This is a genomic window from Streptomyces sp. NPDC028711 (assembly GCF_055565415.1).
On sequence record NZ_JBVHUJ010000012.1, the window covers coordinates 83066 to 107574 of the forward strand.

19 protein-coding genes are annotated in these 24509 nt (G+C 72.0%); 12 read left to right on the plus strand and 7 right to left on the minus strand.

What is annotated here, in order from left to right; genetic code table 11:
• The first annotated feature begins 2 nt into the window (after positions 1–2).
• Positions 3–3062, plus strand: a complete 3060-nt coding sequence (locus ACZ4VK_RS30365) for a helix-turn-helix transcriptional regulator (RefSeq protein WP_468359029.1) — start codon at positions 3–5, stop codon at positions 3060–3062.
• On the opposite strand, the gene ACZ4VK_RS30370 is transcribed toward ACZ4VK_RS30365, so the two are convergent.
• From ACZ4VK_RS30370 to ACZ4VK_RS30380, 3 genes are all read right to left on the minus strand, one after another.
• Entirely contained in the window at positions 2943–3251 is a 309-nt protein-coding gene (locus tag ACZ4VK_RS30370) for a DUF6191 domain-containing protein (protein WP_468359506.1), read from the minus strand. The two genes, ACZ4VK_RS30365 and ACZ4VK_RS30370, sit on opposite strands and share 120 nt — an antisense overlap.
• Before the next feature lie 26 nt (positions 3252–3277).
• Positions 3278–4408 carry a PQQ-dependent sugar dehydrogenase gene (locus tag ACZ4VK_RS30375; RefSeq protein WP_468359032.1) on the minus strand — a complete coding sequence of 377 codons (1131 nt, stop codon included), beginning with the start codon at positions 4406–4408 and terminating at the stop codon, positions 3278–3280.
• Between the two features lie 127 nt (positions 4409–4535).
• Positions 4536–5546, minus strand: a complete 1011-nt coding sequence (locus ACZ4VK_RS30380; protein WP_468359035.1) for an aldo/keto reductase — start codon at positions 5544–5546, stop codon at positions 4536–4538.
• A gap of 75 nt (positions 5547–5621) precedes the next feature.
• On the opposite strand from ACZ4VK_RS30380, the gene ACZ4VK_RS30385 reads away from it, so the two are divergent.
• The 7 genes from ACZ4VK_RS30385 (at position 5622) to ACZ4VK_RS30415 (ending at position 16481) form a co-directional block, all read left to right on the plus strand.
• Positions 5622–6587, plus strand: coding sequence for a 2-hydroxyacid dehydrogenase (locus ACZ4VK_RS30385; protein ID WP_468359038.1), 966 nt, complete (start codon positions 5622–5624; stop codon positions 6585–6587).
• Between the two features lie 774 nt (positions 6588–7361).
• Positions 7362–10205, plus strand: coding sequence for a putative bifunctional diguanylate cyclase/phosphodiesterase (locus ACZ4VK_RS30390; RefSeq protein ID WP_468359509.1), 2844 nt, complete (start codon positions 7362–7364; stop codon positions 10203–10205).
• A gap of 228 nt (positions 10206–10433) precedes the next feature.
• The gene (locus ACZ4VK_RS30395) at positions 10434–12284 is read left to right on the plus strand and encodes an acetolactate synthase large subunit (protein ID WP_468359041.1); all 1851 of its coding nucleotides are present in this window, start codon (positions 10434–10436) and stop codon (positions 12282–12284) included.
• Between the two features lie 41 nt (positions 12285–12325).
• On the plus strand, positions 12326–12853 hold the full coding sequence (gene ilvN / locus ACZ4VK_RS30400) for an acetolactate synthase small subunit (RefSeq protein ID WP_389681865.1): 528 nt from the start codon (positions 12326–12328) through the stop codon (positions 12851–12853).
• A 137-nt stretch (positions 12854–12990) separates the two neighbouring features.
• Complete coding sequence (gene ilvC, locus ACZ4VK_RS30405; protein WP_389681864.1) at positions 12991–13992, plus strand: ketol-acid reductoisomerase; 1002 nt, start codon at positions 12991–12993, stop codon at positions 13990–13992.
• A 238-nt stretch (positions 13993–14230) separates the two neighbouring features.
• The gene (gene serA / locus ACZ4VK_RS30410) at positions 14231–15820 is read left to right on the plus strand and encodes a phosphoglycerate dehydrogenase (protein ID WP_468359045.1); all 1590 of its coding nucleotides are present in this window, start codon (positions 14231–14233) and stop codon (positions 15818–15820) included.
• 79 nt (positions 15821–15899) lie between these two features.
• The gene (locus tag ACZ4VK_RS30415; RefSeq protein ID WP_468359048.1) at positions 15900–16481 is read left to right on the plus strand and encodes a TetR/AcrR family transcriptional regulator; all 582 of its coding nucleotides are present in this window, start codon (positions 15900–15902) and stop codon (positions 16479–16481) included.
• Between the two features lie 16 nt (positions 16482–16497).
• Here ACZ4VK_RS30415 and ACZ4VK_RS30420 read toward each other — a convergent pair whose 3' ends face one another.
• The 3 genes from ACZ4VK_RS30420 to ACZ4VK_RS30430 form a co-directional block, all read right to left on the minus strand.
• On the minus strand, positions 16498–17670 hold the full coding sequence (locus ACZ4VK_RS30420; protein ID WP_468359051.1) for a DUF1266 domain-containing protein: 1173 nt from the start codon (positions 17668–17670) through the stop codon (positions 16498–16500).
• On the minus strand, positions 17667–18818 hold the full coding sequence (locus tag ACZ4VK_RS30425; protein ID WP_468359054.1) for a DUF1266 domain-containing protein: 1152 nt from the start codon (positions 18816–18818) through the stop codon (positions 17667–17669). The genes ACZ4VK_RS30420 and ACZ4VK_RS30425 overlap by 4 nt, the downstream gene beginning before the upstream one ends.
• 68 nt (positions 18819–18886) lie before the next feature.
• Positions 18887–19999, minus strand: a complete 1113-nt coding sequence (locus ACZ4VK_RS30430; protein ID WP_468359057.1) for a PucR family transcriptional regulator — start codon at positions 19997–19999, stop codon at positions 18887–18889.
• 182 nt (positions 20000–20181) lie between these two features.
• Here ACZ4VK_RS30430 and ACZ4VK_RS30435 point away from each other — a divergent pair, with 182 nt between their 5' ends.
• From ACZ4VK_RS30435 to pruA, 3 genes are read left to right on the plus strand one after another with little or no spacing between them, the layout of a single operon-like run.
• The gene (locus ACZ4VK_RS30435) at positions 20182–21108 is read left to right on the plus strand and encodes a proline dehydrogenase family protein (RefSeq protein WP_468359060.1); all 927 of its coding nucleotides are present in this window, start codon (positions 20182–20184) and stop codon (positions 21106–21108) included.
• 3 nt (positions 21109–21111) lie between these two features.
• Positions 21112–21240, plus strand: a complete 129-nt coding sequence (locus tag ACZ4VK_RS30440; protein ID WP_468359536.1) for a hypothetical protein — start codon at positions 21112–21114, stop codon at positions 21238–21240.
• 33 nt (positions 21241–21273) lie between these two features.
• The gene (gene pruA, locus ACZ4VK_RS30445; protein WP_468359063.1) at positions 21274–22905 is read left to right on the plus strand and encodes an L-glutamate gamma-semialdehyde dehydrogenase; all 1632 of its coding nucleotides are present in this window, start codon (positions 21274–21276) and stop codon (positions 22903–22905) included.
• Positions 22906–22972: 67 nt separating this feature from the next.
• Here pruA and ACZ4VK_RS30450 read toward each other — a convergent pair whose 3' ends face one another.
• Positions 22973–23854 carry an alpha/beta fold hydrolase gene (locus ACZ4VK_RS30450; protein WP_468359066.1) on the minus strand — a complete coding sequence of 294 codons (882 nt, stop codon included), beginning with the start codon at positions 23852–23854 and terminating at the stop codon, positions 22973–22975.
• A 118-nt stretch (positions 23855–23972) separates the two neighbouring features.
• On the opposite strand from ACZ4VK_RS30450, the gene ACZ4VK_RS30455 reads away from it, so the two are divergent.
• Positions 23973–24509, plus strand: a complete 537-nt coding sequence (locus ACZ4VK_RS30455; protein WP_468359068.1) for a GNAT family N-acetyltransferase — start codon at positions 23973–23975, stop codon at positions 24507–24509.

The window sequence follows — 24509 nt, forward strand, 5'->3', positions numbered from 1 at the left end:
GTATGAGCGACGGCACGGACCTCTGTGCGATGCTCGGCGCCGTGGAGACCAGGTCAGTCAGCCCCGTCTTCGTCGGCCGCGCCGGCGAACTCACCGCCCTCACCGAGGCGCTCTCCCGCGCGACCGCGGGAGAGCCCCAGGCCCTGCTCATCGGCGGCGAGGCGGGCGTCGGCAAGACCCGGCTCATCGAGGAGTTCCTCGACACGGCCTGCGGCAGGGGCGCCGTCGTCGCGCTCGGCGGCTGCGTCGAACTCGGCGCCGACGGACTGCCCTTCGCCCCCTTCGCCACCGCACTGCGCTCGCTGCGCCGCCGGCTCCCCGACGAACTCACCGCCGCCGCCGACGGCCAGGAGAGCGAACTCGCCCGTCTGCTGCCCGAACTGGGCGACCCCGGCGGCCACGACTCCTCCGACGAGGACTCCACCGCCCGCCTCTTCGAGCTGACCGTACGGCTCCTGGAACGGCTCGCCGCCGACCGTACGATCGTGCTCGTCCTGGAGGACCTGCACTGGGCCGACGCCTCCACCCGGCACCTCCTCACCTACCTCCTGCGCACCCTCCGCCGCGGCCGGATCGTGGTCGTCGCCAGCTACCGGGCCGACGACATCCACCGCCGCCACCCGCTGCGCCCCCTCCTCGCCGAACTCGACCGGCTCCGCACCATCCGCCGCATCGAACTGGCCCGCTTCACCCGCACCGAGGTCCACCGCCAGCTCACCGGCATCCTCGCCGCCGAACCCGACCCCGGACTCGTCGAAGAGGTCTTCGAACGCTCCGACGGCAACGCCTTCTTCGTCGAGGAACTCGTCGTCTCCCACGAGGCCGGCTGCGCCGCGGGCCAGCTCAGCGACTCCCTGCGCGACCTGCTGCTCGTCCGGGTCGAGGCGCTCCCCGAGGACGCCCAGCGGGTCGCCAGGATCGTCGCCGAGGGCGGCTCCACCGTCGAGTACGGGCTGCTCGCCGCCGTCGCCCGCCTCACCGAGGACGAACTCATCGAGGCGCTACGGGCCGCCGTCGGCGCCAACCTCCTGCTCGCCGTCCCCGACGGCGACGGCTACCGCTTCCGTCACTCCCTCGTCCGCGAGGCCGTCAGCGACGACCTGCTCCCCGGCGAACGCTCCCGGCTCAACCGCCGTTACGCCGAGGCCCTGGAGGCCGACCCCGGGCTCGTCCGGGCCGACGAGCGCGCCACCAGGCTCGCCACCTACTGGTACCACGCGCACGACCCGGCCAAGGCCCTGCCCGCCGTCCTCCGCGCCTCCGTCGAGACCCGCAAGCGCCACGCCTACGCCGAACAGCTCCGGCTCCTGGAACGGGCCATGGAACTCTGGGACGAGGCCCCCGCCGAGGTCCGCCGCTCGCTCCGGCCCATGGACTACGCCGAGGCCTACCCGCCCTGCGGCTGCGACCCCGAGACCACCCCCCTCAGCCACCTCGACCTCCTCGCCGAGGCCGCCGTCGCCGCCCGGCTCAGCGGCGACCGCGAACGCGCCCTCAAGATCGGCAAGATGGCGCTGCGCCTCCTCGATGGCGCCGAGGAGAACGACCCCCTCCGCGCCGCCTGGTTCTGGACCGAGAAGGCCCGCCTCCAGTCCAACCTCGGCCGCGGCGACGGCTGGGAGGAGATCGCCCGCGCCCAGGAACTCGTCAAGGGCCTGCCGCCCTCCGCCGTCCACGCCGTGGTCCTCGTCGGCGCCGCCGGCTGGGGCATGCTCCGCAACCCGGGCCACGAGGCCATCACCGCCGCCGAACGCGCCGTCGAGTACGCCCGGCACGTCAAGGCCGAGTCCATCGAACTCAACGCCCGGCTCACCCTCGGCACCCTGATGGTCTCGGCGGGAGACGTCGAGCGCGGCCTCGCCGAGATGCACGAGGTACGGGAACGGACCGCGGCCCTCGGCCAGTTCACCGAGACGGCCCGCGCCCACATCAACCTCTCCTCCTCCCTGGAATCCCTCGGCCGCTCCCGCGAGGCCGTCGAACTCTCCGAGGCCGGCGTCCGCCTGGCCCGCGCGTACGGACTCGTCGACAGCGTCGGCTGGGTCGAGGCCAACCGGGCCGAGTCCCTCTTCTCCCTCGGCCGCTGGGACGAGGCCCAGGAGGCCGCCGAACGGCTGCTCCGCTCCACGACCAGCAGCAAGCCCCGCGGCTCGGCCTCCCTCCGCCTCGCCCAACTCGCCGCCGCCCGGGGCGAACTCGCCGCCGCCGCCCGCCACCTCGCCGACGCCCGCGCCGTCTACGGCACCCGCGACCCGATCCCGCAGTACACCCTGCTCATGGGCCAGGTCGAGATCGCCGTGGCCGCCGCCGAGGGCCGCGTCGCGGACGTACGGACCCAGCTCGCCGCCGCCGAACAGGCCGGCTTCCCACCCGGCACCCACCGCTACGGCTGGCCGCTCGTCCTCACCGCGGCCACCGCCGAGGCCGAAAGCCGTGGGCTGCCCGCCGCCGACGAGGGCCGCGCGGAGGCACTCGACGCGATCCGCCGCTGCGTCCGTCACCTCGCCACCCCGGCCCCCGTCTGGGCCGCCTACGCCCGGCAGGTCTCCGACGAACTCGCCCTGGCCGAGGGCCGTGAGACCGCCGCCCGCAGGGCCGAGACCGTCGCCGCCTACGAGCCGCTGGAACGCCCCGCCGAGCTGGCACGGGCCCGTCACCGCCTCGCCGACGCCCTGCTCGTCGAGGGCGGCCACCGCGAGGAGGCCACGGCCCTGCTCCGCGAGGCCCACGCCACGGCCGTTCGGCTCGGCGCCCGACCGCTCCGCGAGGACGTGGAGCTCCTCGCCGCCCGCGCCCGTCTCTCCCTGACCCCGGAGAAGCAGCCGCAGGCACCGGCGGGGCCCGGAGACGACACCTTCGGCCTGACCCCCCGCGAGCAGGACGTCCTGGGTCTCGTCGCCGCCGGCCGCACCAACCGTCAGATCGCCGAGGAGCTGTTCATCTCACCCAAGACGGCCAGCGTCCACGTCTCCAACATCCTCGCCAAGCTCGGCGTCGCCGGCCGCGGCGAGGCCGCCGCCCTGGCCCACCGCCTCCACCTCCTCGACGCGCCTCTCCTCTGACCGACCGGGCCCGCCTGCGGCCATCCCGTCCCCCGCCGCCCGGCCGGGGCCCCGTATCGTCACGCGGCCCGATGTGAGGTCTATCGGCCCGCGCGACGGATCGGCGTCGCCCGGATCCTCCCTGGTCAGCGCCTGCCTGCGCAGCTCCTCCTCGGTGTGCCTGCGGCCGGGCGCGAACAGCTCCGCCATCGGGTCGAACACGGTCACCGCCTCCTTCAGCTCACCTCCAGCCGGAGGATCCTGTCGTCCCCTGGCCCGGGAGTGCCCCGGGTGTCGGTTTCGCTGGTCACCAGCCAGAGCCGCCCGCCGCCCCCCGCGAGGACCGTGCGCAGGCGTCCGTACTCCTCCGTGAGGAACGCCTCGGGGTCCCCCGAGCGTTCCGCGCCGGAGAGCGGGACCCGCCACAGCCGCTCGCCTCTGAGCCCCGCCATCCAGATCGCACCCCGCGCGTACGCGATGCCGCTGGGGGAGGCCTCCGAGGTCGGCCACTGGGCCACCGGGTCCACGAACCCGGACCGCCCGGCCCGTCCCTCGGCCTCCGGCCAGCCGTAGTTCTTCCCGGCCTCCACCAGGTTCAGCTCGTCCCAGGTGTTCTGCCCGAACTCGGCCGCCCACAGGCGCCCCTCCGCGTCCCAGGCGATTCCCTGCACATTGCGGTGCCCGTACGAATAGACCACCGATCCGGCGAAGGGATTGCCCGGCGCCGGCCGGCCCTCCGGTGTCATCCGCAGGATCTTCCCGCCGAGCGACTCCCGGTCCTGGGCCAGACCCGTCCGGCCCGTCTCGCCCGTCCCCGCGTACAGCATCCCGTCCGGTCCGAACGCGATCCGCCCGCCGTTGTGCACGACCCCCTTCGGGATGCCGGTCAGCACCGGCTCCGGCGCGCCGAGCCGGTCCCCGGCCCCGCCCCCGTACCGCATGCGCACGATGCGGTTGTCCGGCTCCGCCGTCAGATACGCGTACACCCAGCCGTCCCGCACCGCGAGGCCCATGAGCCCGCCCTCGCCGCCCGGGACGACCCCCGGCACCTCGCCGAGCGAGGTCTTCGCCCCGGTCCGCCCGTCGACGCGGGTGACCGTCCGCTCGTCCCGTGAGGAGACCAGGAGATCCCCGCCGGGCAGCTCAGCGAGCCCCCAGGGCGACTTCAGCCCCTCGGTGAGCGTGCCCGTCACCGCCGCCCGGCCACCGGCGGACGAGGGCGGGGGAGAGGAGCCGGACGGAGACGCGGAGACGGACGTCGGCGGAGCCGTACCCGGGCGGTCCTCCGTATCACCCGAGGAGCAGCCCGCCACCAGAACCAGCACGGCGGCGCCCCACAGGGCCTTCACAACAGCAGGACGGCTCATGGCACGGTCCCCTTCGACGAGTCGAGCGGCATCCCTTCACTCTTCATACACCGCTCGACCCGATCAGGTTCCCGCCCGCCGCCGAAGATCCCGCGAGCCGCTCGGTCCCGAGATCCCCGCGAGTCGCTCAGTCCCAGGACCCCCGTGGCGCCGGAAGCGCCGCGATCTCCGCCAGGTCCTCCGCCGTCAGCCGCAGCCCCGCCGCCCGGGCGTTCTCCACCACCCACCGCTCCCGCTTCGCCCCCGGCACCGGCACGACGTGCGGCCCCCGGCCGAGCACCCACGCGAGGGCCACCTGCGCCGGGGTGACGTCCGCCCCGTGCCGCGCGGCCACCCGCCGCAGACCCACCACCAGCGGCTGGTTCGCCGCCATCATCTCGGCCGTGAACCGGGGGTGTCTGGCCCGTGGGTCGTCCGGCTCGAAGCCGCCGCCCGGGGTGAGCGTCCCGGTCAGGAAACCGTTCCCCAGCGGCATCGCCGCCAGGAATCCCACCCCCCGCGTCGCACACCACGGCAACAGCCGCACCAGCGCCTCCTGCGACCACACCGACAGCTCGGCCTCCACCGCGGCAACCGGGAAGACCTGCTGGATCCGCTCCAGTTGGCGGATCGTTCCCTCGTAACCGTCACGGCGCACGCCCGTCGCACCCCGGCGGGCGGACCGGGCACCGACCGCGCACAGGCCGAGTGCCCGCACCTTGCCGGCGGAGACCAGCTCGGCCATCGCGCCCCAGGTCTCCTCGACCGGCACCTCGGGGTCCGCGCGGTGCAGCTGGTACAGGTCGATCACATCGGTCTGGAGCCTCCGGAGGGACGCGTCGCAGGCCCGACGCACGTACCCCGGCCTGCCGTTGGCGACCACGTGCTGGTCGCCGACGAGCAGTCCGCACTTCGTCGAGACGAAGGCCTCCGCCCGCCGCTCCTTCAACACCCGCCCCAGCAGAAGCTCGTTGGTGAACGGCCCGTACATGTCGGCGGTGTCGAGCAGGCTCACCCCGGCGTCAAGTGCCGCGTGCACGGTCCGCAGCGAGCGGTCCCCCCGCTGTTCCGAACGGCTGTACGCCCAGTTCATCGGCATGCACCCCAGGCCGATCGCCCCCACGTCGAGCGCCGTCGCCCCGATACTCCTGCGCTCCACCTGCCGGTACCCCTCCCTGTGCCGTCCCCCAAAGTAACCAATGGAGCACGCGATTCTTCGCATAGCCTCCCGCTCATGAGATGCGAAGACACGACCGCTGACGTGTGGCTTCCGATTCCCGCGGACGAGATCGAAGGACTCCCCGAACCGGGCGCGTCGGGCCTGAACTACCGTTTCTGGGACGGCGGACCGGAGTTCCCGGCCGACCCGGCGCACTGCGCCTTCTACGTCGTCCCGTACATGAAGGGCACCGAGATCGCCGTCCGGCCCCTGGCCGCGATGGCCTCTCTCCGGGCCGTCCAGACGCTGTCCGCGGGCATCGACCACGTCACCCCCGGCATCCCCTCGCTGCCGCCCGGCGTCGCCCTCTGCAACGCGAAGGGCGTCCACGAGGCCAGCACCGCCGAACTCACGCTCGCCCTGATCCTGGCCTCGCTGCGCGGCATCCCCGGCTTCGTACGCGGCCAGGAGGCCGAGGAGTGGCGGGCCGGCTTCTACCCGGCGCTCGCCGACAAGTCCGTCCTGATCGTCGGGTACGGGTCGATCGGCGCCGCCATCGAGGACCGGCTCGCGCCCTTCGAGTGCGCGCGGGTGGCGCGCGTCGCGCGCTCCGCGCGCACCACAGCGCGCGGCCAGGTCCACCCATTGACCGAACTGCCCTCGCTGCTGCCCGAGGCGGACGTGGTCGTGCTCTCCACGCCGCTCACGCCCGCGACCAGGCATCTCGCCGATGCCGGGTTCCTGGCCCGGATGAAGGACGGGGCGCTCCTCGTGAACGTCGCCCGTGGGCCCGTCGTGGACACGGCCGCCCTGCTCAAGGAGGTCGAGAGCGGACGGATCACGGCGGCGCTCGACGTCACCGACCCGGAACCGCTTCCGGCGGGGCATCCGTTGTGGCACGCTCCCGGTGTCCTGATCAGTCCCCATGTGGGCGGTTCCACCTCCGCCTTCATGCCGCGCGCGAAGCGGCTGATCGCGGGACAGCTGCGGCGGTTCGCGGCGGGCGAGGAGCTGGCCAACGTCCTCCTGACCACGGACTGAACCACGGACTGAACCACGGGCTGAGCACGGCCTGAGCACGGACCGAGCCACGGTCGGCCGCCCGGCGGGGAGCGGGCCCGCGTTGGGCCGGTCGGGTGGCCGACCGCCCGGCCGGGAGGTGCCGCGCTGGGCCGGTCGGGTGGTGCGCGCCCCCGACACGCGCTGCGTACGAGCCCTTGGCCGTCACGGAGAGTACTGCGACCCTGTCCCTGAGTGACCATCCTGGTGTATCGTCCCGGAGCGGGGGACTGCGTCGAGTACGGGCTGACGCTGGGGAGCGAAGTGACGGGACATCAGATTCCGAGGGGGGCGACGGGTGAAGCACGGCCGGAGGACCGACGATCCGACGTGGCGACGCCACCGCCGGCGAGCCTTCCGCGCCTCGCCACCGGCCTCGCGCATTCCGTGCCGGACCAGGCCGCGCCACACCGCGCGCCCCGCACCACCGAGCCACCGGACGGTGGTTCCAGCGCCGGACCGCTCGCCCCGCCGGGTCCCGGAGCCGACGGCCGGGAAGCCGACGGCCGCGGAGTCGACGGCCGCGATGCCGAACCACCGGGCCCCGGTCATGTCACCGCCCCCGTCACCCGAGCCCTCGCGCCCCACGGTGCCTGTGCGGCCTGTGGTGTCGCCGTACCGGGGTCGGTCGCGCCTGTCGCGGGAGACCCCGCCGGCCCCCACGCCTGCGACGGGCACGCCGCCGGGCGCGCCGACGAGCCGACGGCGCGCCCGCACGACGCGGCCGGGTGCGGCGGTGCCGTACCGGAGGACGCGGTGAACGCCCCCGGGGCGGTTCTCGTGCGCCGCCCCGCGACCGGTGGCGGCGGTGACTCCGGCCGCCCCGACCCCGGGCGTCCCGGCGCCGGAGGGCTCGTCGCCCAGATCGCCCTGGGTCTCATCTGCGCGGGCTACACGACCGGCGCCTCGCTCGGTTGGGGATCACCGGAACTGGCCCTCTTCATGGGTGACTTCGGGCTCAGCGCCGCCGCCCTCGCCGCCGCGGTCTCCTGCTTCCTCTACGGCCGCACCCACCGGGGCAGCGCCCGCCCGGCCTGGCTGCTCTTCGCCTTCTCCTCGTTCATGGCCGCCGCGGGCAACGCCGTGTGGGGGTGGTACGAGGTGGTGCTCCGCACGGAGGTCCCCGACTCCTCCGTCGCCGACCTCTTCTTCTTACTCTTCGCTCCGCCGGCCATCGTCGGCCTCCTCGTCCTGGCCAAGAAGCCCGTCACCCGGGCCGGCTGGGTCTGCCTGGCGCTCGACGCCTGGCTCATCGGGGGCTCCCTGCTCACGCTCTCCTGGAGCCTCGCCCTCGCCCGCACCGCCCACTTCCAGGAGGAGTCCGTCGCCCAGGCGGCGCTGTCGCTCGCGTACCCGCTGCTCGACATCGTCCTCGTGAGCATGGTCCTGGTCCTGCACTTCCGGCGCTCGCAGGCGAACCGCTCGGCGACCAACACCGCCATCGCCGCCCTCGCGCTGACCGTGCTCTGCGACGCCCTGTTCACCTCGCCGCTGCTCCGCGAGAACTACGCCTCGGGCCAGCTGCTCGACGCCGGCTGGTTCGCCGGCTCCCTGCTGCTCGCCTACGCGCCCTGGGGAGTGCGCAGACTTCCGGACAGCGCCGCCACCGCGACGCGCGGTCCCTGGCTGCACAGCCGCCCGGTCGCCGGCTCGCTCGCCGCCCTCACCCCGTACCTCGCCGCGGCGGTCTGCACCCTCGGCATCCTCTACAACGTCGTCGAGGGCCGCAGGGTCGACCGCGTCGTCGTCCTCACCGGTTGCACGGTCGTCCTCGCCCTCGTCGTACGGCAGGGCATCATGCTCCTCGACAACATCGCCCTCACCCATGAACTGGCCCAGAAGGAGAACCACTTCAGGTCACTGGTGCAGGGTTCGAGCGATGTCATCATGATCGCCGCGCCGAACGGGATCCTCCGTTACGTCAGCCCCGCCGCCTCCGGTGTGTACGGACGCGACGCCGAGGAGCTGATCGGCTCCGAGCTGGCCTCGATGATCCACCCCGAGGACCTCGGTGCCGTCGTCCACGAGCTACGGCGCTTTCTGGCCGCTTCGCCCGCCGAGGAGCCCACCACCCGGATCGAGTGCCGCTTCCGCTCGGGCCGCGGGGACTGGCTCAACGTCGAGTCGACCGTCAACCGTCACCAGGGCGGCCTGATCTTCAACAGCCGGGACGTCACCGAACGCGTCCGGCTCCAGGCCCAGCTGCAGCACAACGCCGAGCACGACCCGCTCACCGACCTGCCCAATCGGGCGCTCTTCACCCGGCGGGTCCGGCAGGCGCTCGGCGGCCGCCGCGCCACCGACCCCGGCACCGCCGTGCTCTTCATCGACCTCGACGGCTTCAAGGGCGTCAACGACCGGCTCGGCCACCAGGCGGGGGACGACCTCCTCGTCCAGGCCGCCCGCCGGCTCCACGACTCCGTACGGGCCGGGGACACGGCCGCCCGGCTCGGCGGCGACGAGTTCGCCGCCCTCATCCTCGGCGACGGCGGCCACGACCAGGCGGCCCGCCGACTCCAGGTCCAGGAGATCGCCGACCGGCTCCGGCTCACCCTCTCCCGGCCGTACCGCGTCGACGGCGGCACCGAGGCGCGGGTCGCCGCCTCCATCGGCGTGGCCTTCGCCGAGCCCGGCATCGAGGCCGGCGACCTCCTGCGCAACGCGGACCTGGCCATGTACCGGGCCAAGGCGGCCGGCAAGGACCGCGTCGAGCTCTACGCGCCCCAGATGCAGGCCGAGGTGGTGCGCAGGACGGAACTGGCCGCCCGGCTGCGCACCGCCCTCCACGACGGCGAGTTCGCCCTCCTCCACCAGCCGGTCGTCGACCTCACCACCGGACGGATCTCCGCCGTCAGCGCCCAGGCCCGCTGGCGCTCCGCCCAGGGCATCCTCTTCACCCCCGCCGAGTACCTCCGAGTCACCGACGACGGCGAGCGCACCGCCGAGCTCGGCCGCTGGCTGCTCGAGGAGGCCGTGGAGCAAGCCGCCGAGCGGGCGGGAATCGGCCACCGCACACCCGTGTCCATCCGGCTCTCCGCCCGCCGTCTCCTGGACCGCTCGCTGCCGCTCGGTTCGATCGAGTCCCTGCTCACCCGGCACGGGCTGCCGTCCGGCTCGCTGATCGTCGAGCTCGCCGACAGCGACCCCCGGACCTCGCTCGACGAGCTCGAGCAGCGCCTGATCACCCTGCGCCGCCTCGGGGTGCGGATCGCGCTCGACGGATTCGGCAGCGGACATGTGGCGATCAACGCCCTGCGACGGCTTCCCGTCGACATACTGAAGCTGGACCGGGGCCTCGTCGAGGGCGTGGTCGAGTCGGCGCGGCTCCGCAAGATCACCCGCGGGGTGCTCCGTATCGCAAGCGAGCTCGGGATGCAGACCGTCGCCGAGGGCGTCGACGTCCCGGAGCAGGTGATCGCCCTGCGGGCGATGGGCTGCAGCCACGCCCAGGGGATGGCCTTCTCGGGCCCGCTCGACGAGTACCGGCTGCGCAGAGCCCTGGTCCGGGACGAGTACCCGCTGCCCGGAGCGGTCCCGCTCCGTGTCGGAAACCGTCCCCCGTTCCGCTCAAATACTGAGACGCCTGTCCCACCTACTTGACAGTGGTGAGGCCGGAGAGGGAGGGTCATTGCCATGCGCACCCGAATTCTCGTACTTGGAAAGCGCGTCGGCTGAAGCGGGGCCATCGAAGGCCCGGCTGAGAAAGCACCCGACGCGCTCCCCTCGCTTGCCTCACGGCACGAGGGGTTTTTTGTTGCACCGGCTCACCCCGAAGTCGACGCAAACCCTCACAAAACACTTCGCATAAACCCTCTGCTTCGAGAAGAGATGCTGATGACCGACCAGGCCACCGGGCACCATCCGCAGCCGCGGCCCCGCGGCGGCGCGCAGCCCGCCACCACCGTCGAGCACGTCACGGGCGCGCAGGCCCTCATCCGTTCTCTCGAGGAAGTGGGCGCCGACACCGTCTTCGGCATCCCCGGCGGCTGCATCCTCCCGGCCTACGACCCGATGATGGACTCGAAGCGAGTGCGTCACATCCTGGTCCGCCACGAGCAGGGCGCGGGCCACGCCGCCACCGGCTACGCCCAGGCGACCGGGAAGGTCGGCGTCTGCATGGCGACCTCGGGGCCCGGTGCGACCAACCTCGTCACCCCGATCGCCGACGCGCACATGGACTCCGTCCCGCTCGTCGCGATCACCGGCCAGGTCGCCTCGAAGGCGATCGGCACGGACGCCTTCCAGGAGGCGGACATCTGCGGCATCACGATGCCGATCACCAAGCACAACTTCCTGGTCACCAAGGCCGAGGACATCCCGCGGACGATCGCCGAGGCCTTCCACATCGCCTCCACCGGCCGTCCGGGCCCGGTCCTGGTCGACATCGCCAAGGACGCCCTCCAGGCGAAGACCACCTTCAGCTGGCCGCCGCAGACCGACCTGCCCGGCTACCGTCCGGTGACCAAGCCGCACGCCAAGCAGATCCGTGAGGCCGCGAAGCTGATCAGCGCGGCGAAGCGCCCGGTCCTGTATGTCGGTGGCGGTGTGATCAAGGCCGGTGCCACCGGCGAGCTGAAGATCCTCGCCGAGCTGACCGGCGCTCCGGTGACGACCACGCTGATGGCGCTCGGTGCGTTCCCGGACAGTCACCCGCTGCACGTGGGCATGCCGGGCATGCATGGTGCGGTCACCGCTGTCACCGCGCTGCAGAAGGCCGATCTGATCGTCGCGCTCGGCGCCCGCTTCGACGACCGCGTCACCGGCAAGCTCGACAGCTTCGCCCCGTACGCGAAGATCGTCCACGCGGACATCGACCCCGCCGAGATCGGCAAGAACCGCGCCGCCGACGTCCCGATCGTCGGGGATGCCCGCGAGGTCATCGCCGACCTGGTCCAGGCCGTCCAGGCCGAGCACAGCGAGGGCAACAAGGGCGACTACACCGCATGGTGGAGCGACCTGAACCGCTGGCGCGAGACCTACCCGCTCGGCTACGACCTGCCGGAGGACGGCAGCCTCTCGCCGCAGCAGGTCATCCAGCGCATCGGGCAGCTCGCCCCCGAGGGCACGATCTTCACCGCGGGTGTCGGCCAGCACCAGATGTGGGCCGCCCACTTCATCGACTACGAGCAGCCGGCCACCTGGCTGAACTCGGGCGGCCTTGGGACGATGGGGTACGCGGTCCCCGCCGCGATGGGCGCCAAGGCCGGTCTGCCCGACCGCCCGGTCTGGGCGATCGACGGCGACGGCTGCTTCCAGATGACCAACCAGGAGCTCACGACCTGCGCCCTGAACAACATCCCGATCAAGGTCGCCATCATCAACAACGGCGCCCTCGGGATGGTCCGCCAGTGGCAGTCCCTCTTCTACAACCAGCGCTACTCGAACACCGTCCTGCACTCGGGCCCGGACGACGTCCAGGCGAACAAGGGCACCCGCGTCCCCGACTTCGTCAAGCTCTCCGAGGCCATGGGCTGTGTCGCCCTGCGGTGTGAGGACCCGGCCGACCTGGACAAGGTCATCGCCGAGGCCAACGCCATCAACGACCGTCCGGTCGTCGTCGACTTCATCGTCCACGAGGACGCCCAGGTCTGGCCGATGGTCGCCGCCGGCACCTCCAACGACGAGGTCATGGCCGCCCGGGGCGTCCGCCCCGACTTCGGCGACGGCGAAGACGACTGAACCGCGGAACGCAGCAGAGCGAAAAGGAAGAGACCCAGACCATGTCCACCAAGCACACGCTCTCCGTTCTCGTCGAGAACACGCCCGGCATCCTCGCCCGGATCGCCGCGCTGTTCTCCCGCCGCGGCTTCAACATCGACTCCCTCGCCGTCGGCGTCACCGAGCACCCCGACATCTCCCGCATCACCATCGTGGTCGGTGTCGAGGACCTGCCCCTCGAGCAGGTGACCAAGCAGCTCAACAAGCTGGTCAACGTCCTGAAGATCGTCGAACTCGAGCCCAGCGCCGCGATCCAGCGCGAGCTCGTCCTGGTGAAGGTCCGCGCCGACAACGAGACCCGCTCCCAGATCGTCGAGATCGTCCAGCTGTTCCGCGCCAAGACCGTGGACGTCTCCCCCGAGGCGGTCACCATCGAGGCCACCGGTTCGAGTGACAAGCTCGAGGCGATGCTCAAGATGCTGGAGCAGTTCGGCGTCAAGGAGCTCGTGCAGTCGGGCACGATCGCCATAGGGCGTGGTTCCCGGTCCATCACGGACCGGTCCCTGCGGGCCCTCGACCGCAGCGCCTGAGACTCAACAGCACCCCGAGAGTCATCGGAGGTCAACGGCCGGTCCATCCGGCGGTCCGACTGACGAGACCCGAAAACTTTCCTCCCGCTCCCCGCCGTACGGTGGGACGCAACACCAGCACCTCAAGGAGATACCCAGTGGCCGAGCTGTTCTACGACGACGACGCCGACCTGTCCATCATCCAGGGCCGCAAGGTCGCGGTGATCGGTTACGGCAGCCAGGGCCACGCCCACGCGCTGTCGCTCCGTGACTCCGGTGTCGACGTCCGCGTCGGTCTGCAGGAGGGCTCGAAGTCCAAGGCCAAGGCCGAGGAGCAGGGCCTGCGCGTCGTCTCCGTGGCCGAGGCCGCGGCCGAGGCCGACCTCATCATGATCCTGACGCCGGACCCGATCCAGGCCCAGGTCTACGAGGAGTCCATCAAGGACCACCTGAAGGAGGGCGACGCGCTCTTCTTCGGCCACGGCCTCAACGTCCGCTACGGCTTCATCAAGGTGCCCGAGGGCATCGACGTCGCCCTGGTCGCCCCCAAGGGCCCGGGCCACCTGGTCCGCCGTCAGTACGAGGAGGGCCGCGGCGTTCCGTGCATCGCCGCCGTCGAGCAGGACGCGACGGGCAACGCCTTCGCGCTGGCGCTCTCGTACGCCAAGGGCATCGGCGGCACCCGCGCCGGCGTCATCAAGACGACCTTCACCGAGGAGACCGAGACCGACCTCTTCGGCGAGCAGGCCGTTCTCTGCGGTGGCACCGCGGCGCTGGTCAAGGCGGGCTTCGAGGTCCTGACCGAGGCCGGCTACCAGCCGGAGATCGCCTACTTCGAGTGCCTCCACGAGCTGAAGCTCATCGTCGACCTCATGTACGAGGGCGGCCTGGAGAAGATGCGCTGGTCGGTCTCCGAGACCGCCGAGTGGGGCGACTACGTCACCGGCCCGCGGATCATCACGGACGCCACCAAGGCCGAGATGAAGAAGGTCCTCGCGGAGATCCAGGACGGCACCTTCGCCAAGGAGTGGATGGCCGAGTACCACGGCGGTCTGAAGAAGTACAACGAGTACAAGACCCAGGACGAGAACCACCTCCTGGAGACCACCGGCAAGGAGCTGCGCAAGCTCATGAGCTGGGTGAACGACGAGGAGGCGTAAGCCTTCGGGGAAGGGGCCGGACAGCGTGTCCGGCCCCTCCCCACATCGTTGGACACCCCGTCCAACCACGGACGGGTGATCCTTCCAACGAGGCGCATGAACCGCGCCGGTGCACCACTACACTTCTCAACACCATTCGCGTTCAGGCCCACAGCGTCGTGCGCTTTCACGCGGCAAGCCCCCTCCACCGCCTGCGGCCGTCGGGACGGCCGTCCGCACTGGATCTGTGAGGACTCACGTGAGCTCGAAACCTGTCGTACTCATCGCTGAAGAGCTGTCGCCCGCCACCGTCGACGCGCTGGGCCCGGACTTCGAGATCCGGCACTGCAACGGCGCGGACCGCGCCGAGCTGATCCCCGCCATCGCCGACGTGGACGCGATCCTGGTCCGTTCCGCGACCAAGGTCGACGCCGAGGCCATCGCCGCCGCGCGCAAGCTGCGGGTCGTCGCCCGTGCCGGCGTCGGTCTGGACAACGTGGACGTCTCCGCCGCCACCAAGGCCGGCGTGATGGTCGTCAACGCGCCGACGTCGAACATCGTCACCGCCGCCGAGCTCGCCTGCGGTCTGCTCGTCGCCACCGCGCGCAACATCCCGCAGGCCAACACCGCGCTGAAGAACGGCGAGTGGAAGCGCTCCAAGTACACGGGCGTCGAGCTGAGCGAGAAGACCCTCGGTGTCGTCGGCCTCGGCCGCATCGGCGTCCTGGTCGCCCAGCGCATGTCCGCCTTCGGCATGAAGATCGTCGCGTACGACCCCTACGTGCAGCCCGCCCGCGCCGCCCAGATGGGGGTGAAGCTGCTGGCCCTCGACGAGCTCCTCGAGGTCGCCGACTTCATCACCGTCCACCTGCCGAAGACCCCGGAGACCCTCGGTCTCATCGGCGACGAGGCGCTGCACAAGGTCAAGCCGTCGGTCCGCATCGTCAACGCCGCGCGCGGCGGGATCGTCGACGAGGCGGCGCTGTACACCGCCCTCAAGGAGGGCCGGGTCGCCGGCGCGGGCCTCGACGTGTACGCGAAGGAGCCCTGCACGGACTCCCCGCTCTTCGAGCTCGACCAGGTCGTCTGCACCCCGCACCTCGGCGCGTCCACGGACGAGGCCCAGGAGAAGGCCGGCATCGCCGTCGCCCGCTCGGTGCGCCTGGCACTCGCCGGTGAGCTCGTCCCGGACGCGGTCAACGTCCAGGGCGGTGTCATCGCGGAGGACGTCAAGCCGGGTCTGCCGCTCGCCGAGAAGCTCGGCCGGATCTTCACCGCGCTCGCGGGCGAGGTCGCGGCCCGTCTCGACGTCGAGGTGTACGGCGAGATCACCCAGCACGATGTGAAGGTGCTCGAACTCTCCGCCCTCAAGGGCGTGTTCGAGGACGTGGTCGACGAGACCGTGTCGTACGTCAACGCCCCGCTGTTCGCGCAGGAGCGCGGCGTCGAGGTGCGGCTGACCACGAGCTCCGAGTCGCCCGACCACCGCAACATGGTCACCGTGCGCGGCACGCTCGCGAGCGGCGAGGAGGTCGCGGTCTCCGGCACGCTGGCCGGCCCGAAGCACCTGCAGAAGATCGTCGCGGTCGGTGACTACGACGTGGACCTGGCCCTGGCCGACCACATGGTCGTGCTGCGGTACGAGGACCGCCCGGGTGTCGTCGGCACCGTCGGCCGGATCCTCGGCGAGGCCGGTCTGAACATCGCCGGCATGCAGGTCTCCCGCGCGGAGGAGGGCGGCGAGGCGCTCGTCGTGCTCACCGTGGACGACACGCTCCCGGCTCCGGTGCTCGCGGAGATCGCCGAGGAGATCGGCGCCGCCTCGGCCCGCTCCGTCAACCTGATCTGACGGACGGCCCCAGGGCCTCGTACCCGGTCATTAGACGCTCGTCTTACACAAGCGTCTAGCGGCCGGGTACAGTGCTGTCATGGGACACAAGGAAGACCTCCTCGAAGGCGCCAAGCGCTGCCTCCTGGAGAAGGGGTACGGGCGCACCACGGCCCGCGACATCGTCGCCGCGTCGGGCACCAACCTCGCCTCCATCGGCTATCACTACGGCTCCAAGGACGCTCTGCTCCAGCAGGCCTTCCTGGCGCTCACGGAGGAGTGGGGCAACGAGGTCGGCCCCGCGGGCACCGGCGAGCGGAAGCGGGAGCTGCCGGCCGACCCGTACGCGCGCTTCCACGCCGTCTGGGAGCAGGTGATCGCCGCCGCCGGGACGAGCCGGCCCGTCTGGAAGCTCCAGACGGAGGTCGTCACCCGGCTCGACGACGACGAGAGGCTGCGCGACGCGATCAAGGAACCGCAGCGGGAGGGCCGGCTCGGCATGGCCGAGGGCTTCCTCGGCCTCGACCCGGAGGCGGACCCGGAGAAGGCCCGGGTGGCGGGGCTGCTCTGCCAGGCCCTGGTGACCGGGGTGATGATCCAGTGGATGGTCGACCCGGAGACCGCTCCGAGCGCCGACGACCTCACGGCGGGGCTCAAGGTCCTGATGGGCGACTCCGGCTGACGGCACGTCCGGTGCCTCAGCGCCACGGGAGGTTCCGCCAGGGGCTGCCCGCGTGCTCCGTCAGGGTGCGGTGCGCGGCCACGTTCCCCTCGTGGTACCCGCCGTACTCCTCGCCGTCGAAACGCAGCACCCGCCCCAGCGCGTAACCCGCCGAGTAGTCCTGCCACGATCCGTAGGCCGAGCGGGCGAGCGCCCCCGCGTGGACGATCGCCTGTTCGGCCTCCGGCGGCGCGCAGAAGCGGGCCGTCAGGCCCCAGCGGGCGACGTTCACCGCACGTCCGTAGTCGTACGCGATCGTCTTGAGCACCCGGCCCTGCGGCGGCAACAGCCCGTCGGCGCGGAACCGGGCCTCGTAGCGCAGGATGCGGCGTACCAGCTCCTCGATGTGCCGCACCGACGACGGGCTCGCGCCCAGGTCCTGGGCGTGCCCGGCGGCCGTCTCGCGCCACTCGTCGGCCGACGGCACCGCGCCCCGCGCCACGCGCAGCTCCTCACGGACCCGGAGGGCGAAGTCCGGCTCCGGCGGGCTGTTGCGGCCGTCGAGCAGCGCGTCCAGCTGCTTGCGCCAGCCCGCCCGGTCGGTGACGCCCCAGCCGTCGCGGAGGGTGTCGAGGATGATGGTGTACCCCATGTAGGCCGAACCGACGTCGTTCCACGGGACGCCGTTGACGAACGCCAGATGGGCGCCGCAGGCGAGGCCGAAGGCGAGCGGGCCGTGCAGCGGCCCGTGGCGGAGGGCCGCGAAACGGTTCTTCGTACTCCGTTCGTTCTCGCTGTACGCGCGCAGCCACCACGCGCGGTGCTCGGGCGTGGCGGGCAGCAGGAACTGCCCGGGGGTGCCGCCGTTCACGGCGAGAAGCACCCGGGGGTCGCTCCACCCGAACTCGGCGGCCCATCGGAGAGTGATCTGGTGGAACACCCAGTCCGGATGCCACGGCGGCAGCATCCCGCGAGTGAGGACCTGCCGGACGACGGGCCCCTTCGCCACCTGCTGGGGCCGCCAGTAGACCGTGTCGGGTTCGGCGTCCACCTCGGCCCGAGGGGCGGCGATGAACAGCTCGGCCCCGGCGAGGACACGGACCTGTTCGGCCGTGTCGCCGCGCAGCCCCGCCTCGTGCAGCAGCTGCTCGGTCTCGGACGGCGGGATCCACGGCGTGCCGGGGGTGACGGGGCGGTTGCGGGACTTCATGACCACGGGATGTTCCGGTAGGGGCTCGAAGGGTCCTGGGTGAGGATGCGGTGGACGGCCACGGACTCCCGGTACAGCGGCTCGGGATCGCCCTCGTCGAAGTGGATGAGCCGGGCCAGCAGATAGCCGAGCGAGAACGCCTCCCAGGAGTCGTACGCCTGCCTGGCGGGTTCGAGCACCCTGAGTACGGACTGCTCCGCCTCCTCCGGATCGCAGTACCGCGCGCCGAGCGCGAGCCGTACGACGTTCACGGCACGGCCGTGGTCGAAGGCGGCGAGGGTGTCGATCCGGCCGGCCGGCGCGAGCAGGCCGTCGGCGCGGAACCGCTCCTCGTAGCGGCTGATCCGGCGCAGGAACTCCACGGCCTCGGCCGCGTCGTTCCCGTAGGGGTTGTCCCGCTCGACATTCACGGTGACCATCGAGGCCCACTGCTCGTCGGTCGGCGGGTGGCCGAGGCGTGCGGTGAGACGGCGCCGCATCCCCAGGACGGCCTCGGGGACCCGGCCGACGAGCCGGGTGGCGATCAGGGTCCGCAGCTTCTCCCGGAACTCCGCCCGGTGGTGGACGACCCAGGGGCGGCGGAGCCGGGCGACATCGGTGGGGTAGTCCTCGTACTGGGCGCCGAGTCCGTTCCACACCAGGCCGTTGAGGACGGCGAGGTGCGCGCCGAGCGCGAGGGCCTGGGCGACCGGTCCGTGCAGCGGCCCGCCGGCGTGGGTGAGCAGGCGGAGCCGCGCCGGTCCGCCGCCCCGGGTGCCGGCCTCCTCCCAGGCCCGCCGGTCGGCGGCCCGGGCGGGGAGCGCGGCCTCGAACGGCGTGTCCGGGTTGACCGCGAGCCACCACCGGTCGTTCGGCCAGGCCGCGGCGAGCCGGGCGAGGGTGGTCTGCTTGAACACCCAGTCCGGGTGCCACGCCGGCAGCATGCCCTCGGTCAGCACCGGGACGACGGTGCGCCGGGCGGACTTGTCGCGGTGGGAGGGGAGGGGTGGGGTGAAGCCGGGCAGGTCCGCGTGCACCCGCGCCTGCAGTACGTAGAGCCGTGTCCGTCCGAGGACGTCGAGGACGGCGCCCCGGTCGCCGCGCGCCCCGGCCTCGTACAGCAGCTGCTCGGTGTGCGTCGGTGGTGCCGGCCAGTTCCCCGTGGTCATGGGGAGATCCTATAAACCGGCGCCGAGGGGGCAGGGCCCGAGGCAACCGGGCCCCGACGGACGGCTGTTCAGAGCCGGGCCGACTTCAGGGACATGTGGAGCAGCAGGCGGTCCTCGCCGTCGTCCAGGTCCAGGCCCGTGAGCTGCTCGACCCGGGACAGCCGGTAGTACAGCGTCTGGCGGTGGATGCCCAGGGCCGCCGCCGTGCGGCCCGCCTGTCCGGCGTTGTCGAGGAACACCTCGGCGGTGCGGGCCAGTTCGGCGTGGGCCGGGGCGAGCAGCGGGGCGACGACCGGGTCGATCTCGGGGTGGTAGAGCGCTGCGAGCAGCCGGTACGGGCCGATCCCGGCCCACTCCGCGACGGGGCCGAGCTTCGGCTGGGCCGTGGCGGCGCGGGCCGCCGTGTTGGCCTCGCGCCAGGCCGACGCGAGCTCCGCGAGACCCCGGCGGGGGGACGCGATGCCGGCCGGGGCGGCGGCGCGCAGCCGGTCGGCCGCCGTGTGGGCGGGGGAGAGGTCCTCGGCCGTGCGCAGCCGTACGAGGACGGCGAGGGACTCTCCCTCGGGGACCGTGGCGACCGCCGCCGCGCCGGGGACCGCCCGGATCGACGGGGTCTCGCCCTGCCAGGGCGTCACGCAGACGACGGTGTGCAGGCCGTCCGCGCTGGGGCCGAGGGCCGCCCGGAGCGCCGCGACGGCCATGTCGCTCTGCCAGCCGCGCCCGGCGGTCAGGACCGAGGCGAATTCGCGCGAGAGGTCGGCGTCCGCGCGGTCCTCGTCGGCGAGGAGGTCGCCGATCCGGGTGGCGACCTCCATCGCGGCCGCGAGCTGGGCGGGCGCGGGTCCGGGCTCGGCGTCGAGCAGCCATACGTACCCGAGGACGACGCCCCGGTGGCGTACGGGCAGACAGAGGCGGTCCCGGAACACGCCGGCGTCGGGGGCGGCCGGGATGCGGACCGGGCCGGTCGCCCGGGTGATGCCGAAGCCCTCGAACCAGGCGCGGACGGCGGGCGTGGACTTCCGGGTCAGGATCGAGCGGGTCCTGACCGGGTCCATGGCGCTGTCGTCGTCGCTGTCGTGGGCGCCGAAGGCGATCAGACCGAAATCGCGGTTCTCCAGCGTCGCCGGGGCGCCGAGCAGCGCCGAGATCTCGTCCACCAGTTCTTGGTAATCGCCCTTCACGGCGCCATTCTCGCACCCTCTCAGACATATGTATGAGCCGCCGTGCACGGATGCGTGACAGCTGTAGATGGCGGACGATCGGAGCGATCCATAGGTTTCACGGTGGTTATCCGTGCTGTTCCCGGTTCGTTCCTTTGATCCGGCTACGGCCCCGTTCTACCTTTGCCTTCTGGAGGTGCCCCGTGCTGGGTCCCGTGATCCTCGCCGCGTCGCGCAGCGACAAGATGCGCCGCTTCGTGTCGGCCGCCCCCGGGACCAAGCAGGTCGTCGCCCGCTTCATCGCCGGCGAGACGGTCGACGACGTCGTCCCGATCGTCCGGGAGCTGAGCGACCGCGGCCTGGAGGTCACCCTCGACGTCGTCGGCGAGGACATCACACGCGTCGAGCAGTCGTACGCCGCCCGGGACGCCTACCTGGAGCTCATCGGCCGCCTCAAGGAGCTCGGCCTCGGCGAGCGCGCCGAGATGTCCGTCAAGCTGTCGATGTTCGGGCAGTCCCTGGAGGACGGCCACGAGCTGGCCCTCGCGAACGTCCGGCCCGTCGTCGCGGCCGCCGCCGAGATCGGCACCACGGTCACCCTGGACGCCGAGGACCACACCACCCTCGACTCGATGTTCGCCATCCACGAGGAGCTGCGGAAGGACTTCCCGCAGACCGGCTGCGTCATCCAGGCGTACCTCTTCCGCACCGAGGACGACGCCCGCCGCCTCGCCGAGAACGGCTCCCGCGTCCGGATCGTGAAGGGCGCCTACAAGGAGCCCGCCTCCGTCGCCATCCAGGACAAGCCCGAGATCGACAAGGCGTACGTCCGGATCATGAAGATCCTGATGGACGGCGAGGGCTACCCGATGATCGGCTCCCACGACCCGCGCCTGATCGCCGTCGGCCAGGAGCTCGCCCGCCGCGCCGGGCGCAAGCTGGACGAGTACGAGTTCCAGATGCTGTACGGCATCCGCAGCGAGGAGCAGCACCGCCTCGCCGCCGAGGGACACCGCATGCGCGTCTACACCGCGTACGGCACCGACTGGTACGGCTACTTCATGCGCCGCCTCGCGGAGAAGCCGGCCAACCTGCTGTTCTTCGTCCGCTCGATGCTGACCAAGGGCTGAGAAATGACGCTCACCGACGGATTCTGCCGGGGGTCCGGGGGTCGTCCCCCGGGTAGGCGCAGCATGCGCCGCCTCGCGGAGAAGCCGGCCAACCTCCTCTTCTTCGTCCGCTCCATCCTCACCAAGGGCTGAGCCCCCCACCTCTCACAAGGAGTTTCGAGACCCATGGACGCTGTCACCCAGGTCCCCGCTCCGGTCAACGAGCCGGTGCACAGCTACGCCCCCGGCTCTCCCGAGCGCCTCCGTCTGGAGACCAAGCTCAAGGAGCTGGCCGAGAACCCGCGCGAGCTGCCGATGACCATCGGCGGCGTGAAGCGCCTCGGCGGCGGCGAGGAGTTCAAGGTCGTCCAGCCGCACAACCACAAGGCCGTCATCGGCACCTTCCGCGGTGCCACCGAGCAGGACGCCCAGGACGCGATCGACGCGGCCCTTGCCGCCGCCCCGGCCTGGCGCGCCATGTCCTTCGACGACCGCGCCGCGATCATCCTGCGCGCCGCCGAGCTGCTCGCGGGACCGTGGCGCGAGACGCTGGCCGCGTCCACGATGCTCGGCCAGTCGAAGACCGCCCAGCAGGCCGAGATCGACACCCCGTGCGAGCTCGTCGACTTCTGGCGCTTCAACGTGGCGTACGCCCGGCAGATCCTGGCCGAGCAGCCGCCGGCGAACTCCCCGGGTGTGTGGAACCGTCTGGACCACCGCCCGCTCGAGGGCTTCGTCTACGCGATCACGCCGTTCAACTTCACGGCCATCGCGGGCAACCTGCCCACCGCCCCCGCCCTCATGGGCAACGTGGTGGTCTGGAAGCCCTCCCCCACGCAGACCCACTCCGCCGTGCTCCTCATGGAGCTCCTGGAGGAGGCCGGCCTGCCGAAGGGCGTCATCAACCTGGTGACCGGCGACGGCATCGCCGTCTCCGAGGTGGCCCTGAACCACCGCGACCTGGCCGGCATCCACTTCACCGGCTCGACCAAGACCTTCCAGCACCTGTGGAAGACGGTCGGCAACAACATCGAGAAGTACCGCGCGTACCCGCGGATCGTCGGCGAGACCGGCGGCAAGGACTTCGTCGTCGCCCACCCCAGCGCCGACCGCGCCATCCTGAAGACCGCCCTGACCCGTGGCTCCTTCGAGTTCCAGGGCCAGAAGTGCTCCGCTTCCTCCCGCGCCTACATCCCGGCGTCGATCTGGAACGACGGCTTCAAGGAGGAGTTCGCGGCCGAGGTCGACGGCATCACGATGGGTGACGTCACCGACCTGTCGAACTTCATCGGCGCCGTCATCGACGAGCGCTCGTTCGCCAAGAACAAGGCCGCGATCGACCGCGCCGCGGCCGACCCGAGCTGCACGATCGTCGCCGGCGGCACGTACGACGACTCGGTGGGCTACTTCGTCCGCCCGACCGTCATCGCCTGCACCGACCCTTCGAGCGAGGTCTTCAAGGCCGAGTACTTCGGCCCGATCCTCGCCGTCCACGTCTACGAGGACGAGAAGTACGACGAGATGCTGACCCAGATGGAGTCGGTCTCGGACTACGCCCTCACCGGCTCCGTCATCTCCGGTGACCGCGCCGCCACCGCGTACACGATGGAGAAGCTCCGCTTCGCCGCGGGCAACTTCTACATCAACGACAAGTCGACCGGCGCCGTCGTCGGCCAGCAGCCCTTCGGCGGCGGCCGCGCCTCGGGTACGAACGACAAGGCCGGCGCCCCGCAGAACCTGATGCGCTGGACGCTGACCCGCGCCATCAAGGAGACGCTGGTCCCGCCGACCGAGTACGGCTACCCGCACATGGGCTGACCCGCCCGTACCTCCCCCTGATCACCGCCCCCCTCCTCGGTCCCCCAACTGAGGACGGGGGCGGTTCTCATGCGTGGACCCGGCGCTTCATGAAGTCCGCGATCAGGTCGGCGATCGCCGGCGCGTGGGTCTCCAGGGCGAAGTGGCCCGTGGGGAGGAGGTGGATCTCGGCGTCCGGGAGGTCGCGGCGGAAGGCTTCCGCGCCCGCCGGGACGAAGACCTGGTCGCCTTCGCCCCAGACCGCGAGCAGGGGGACCCGGCTCGTGCGGAAGTACTCCTGGAAGTCGGGGTAGAGCGCGAGGTTGGAGCCGTAGTCGGCGATGAGGTCCAGCTGGATGGCGTCCTGGCCCGCGCGGGCCATCAGGGTGGCGTCGTGGTGCCAGGCGTCGGGGCTGAGGAGCTCGCGGTACTCGGCGGGGACGCCCGTCTCGTACTGCCACCGGATGCCGTCGAGGGAGCGGATGGCGCGGACCGGGGCCTCGGTCGCGGGGGTGCGGTGCGCGATCAGGGCGAGGACGGGGGCCCAGGCCTCGGCGCCGAGCCCCTCCTCGTAGGCGTTGCCGTTCTGGGTGATGATCGCGGTGACGCGCTCGGGGTGGGCGAGGGCGAGGCGGAGGCCGATGGGGGCGCCGTAGTCCTGGACGTAGAGGGCGTACCGGTCGAGGCCGATGGTCTCCGTGAACTCGGCCGTGAGGGAGGCCAGTTCGGCGAAGGTGTAGTCGAACGCGGTGGCCGAGGGGGCGGCGCTGCGGCCGAAGCCGAGGTGGTCGGGGGCGATCAGGCGGTAGCTCCCGGCGAGCAGCGGGATGAGGTCGCGGAACATGTGCGAGCTGGTGGGGAAGCCGTGGAGCAGCAGGAGGACGGGGGCGTCGGCGGGGCCCGCCTCGCGATAGGCGATCTCGTGCCCGCGGACGGTGACGGTGCGGTGGCGGGTCGGCAGCACGGACATGGTTCTAACCCCTTGGGTGTGCGTCACTGGTTATGGATCGGCGAGGTCGACGGAACCAGCTTTTCGCTAACCTGTCAATGCCCGTTAGGGGGTTAGGTGGGTGTGCGAGTCTGGGGCCATGACCGTGAGGATCGCGCCCACCCATGAACTCGGGGCCGACCGGCTCCGCTCCGTACGGGAGCTGCTCGACGCCGCCTTCGACGGCGACTTCTCCGATGACGACTGGGACCACACCCTCGGCGGCGTGCACGCCTGGACCGAGGACGAGCGGGGCATCACGGCGCACGGCGCCGTGGTGATGCGCCGCGCCCTCCATCGCGGCCGCTCGTACCGCGTCGGGTACGTCGAGGGGGTCGCCGTCCGTGCCGACCGCAGGCGTCAGGGGCTCGGCGGGGCAGTGATGGCCGACCTTGAGCGGGTCGTCGACGGCGCGTTCGCCTTCGGGGCCCTGAGCGCCTCGGACGACGGCGCCGCGCTCTACCGGGCACGCGGCTGGCAGGTCTGGGAGGGGCGCCTTGAGGTCATGGGACCCCGAGGGGTCGTCCGGCTCCCGGAGGAGGAGGGGTCCGTGTATCTGCGCCCGGCGGCCGGCCGGGAGCTGCCCGATCCCGCCGCCGCCCTCGTCTTCGACTGGCGTGACGGCGACGTGATGTGA

Coding starts and splice junctions, on each gene's coding strand:
- ACZ4VK_RS30440 (WP_468359536.1), top strand. CDS start 21,112: ATGACGCTCACCGACGGATTCTGCCGGGGGTCCGGGGGTCGTCCCCCG.
- ilvN (WP_389681865.1), top strand. CDS start 12,326: ATGTCCACCAAGCACACGCTCTCCGTTCTCGTCGAGAACACGCCCGGC.
- ACZ4VK_RS30450 (WP_468359066.1), bottom strand. CDS start 23,854: ATGTCCGTGCTGCCGACCCGCCACCGCACCGTCACCGTCCGCGGGCAC.
- pruA (WP_468359063.1), top strand. CDS start 21,274: ATGGACGCTGTCACCCAGGTCCCCGCTCCGGTCAACGAGCCGGTGCAC.
- ACZ4VK_RS30415 (WP_468359048.1), top strand. CDS start 15,900: ATGGGACACAAGGAAGACCTCCTCGAAGGCGCCAAGCGCTGCCTCCTG.
- ACZ4VK_RS30395 (WP_468359041.1), top strand. CDS start 10,434: ATGCTGATGACCGACCAGGCCACCGGGCACCATCCGCAGCCGCGGCCC.
- ACZ4VK_RS30385 (WP_468359038.1), top strand. CDS start 5,622: ATGAGATGCGAAGACACGACCGCTGACGTGTGGCTTCCGATTCCCGCG.
- ACZ4VK_RS30455 (WP_468359068.1), top strand. CDS start 23,973: ATGACCGTGAGGATCGCGCCCACCCATGAACTCGGGGCCGACCGGCTC.
- ACZ4VK_RS30370 (WP_468359506.1), bottom strand. CDS start 3,251: ATGGCGGAGCTGTTCGCGCCCGGCCGCAGGCACACCGAGGAGGAGCTG.
- ACZ4VK_RS30375 (WP_468359032.1), bottom strand. CDS start 4,408: ATGAGCCGTCCTGCTGTTGTGAAGGCCCTGTGGGGCGCCGCCGTGCTG.
- ACZ4VK_RS30425 (WP_468359054.1), bottom strand. CDS start 18,818: ATGACCACGGGGAACTGGCCGGCACCACCGACGCACACCGAGCAGCTG.
- ACZ4VK_RS30420 (WP_468359051.1), bottom strand. CDS start 17,670: ATGAAGTCCCGCAACCGCCCCGTCACCCCCGGCACGCCGTGGATCCCG.
- ACZ4VK_RS30365 (WP_468359029.1), top strand. CDS start 3: ATGAGCGACGGCACGGACCTCTGTGCGATGCTCGGCGCCGTGGAGACC.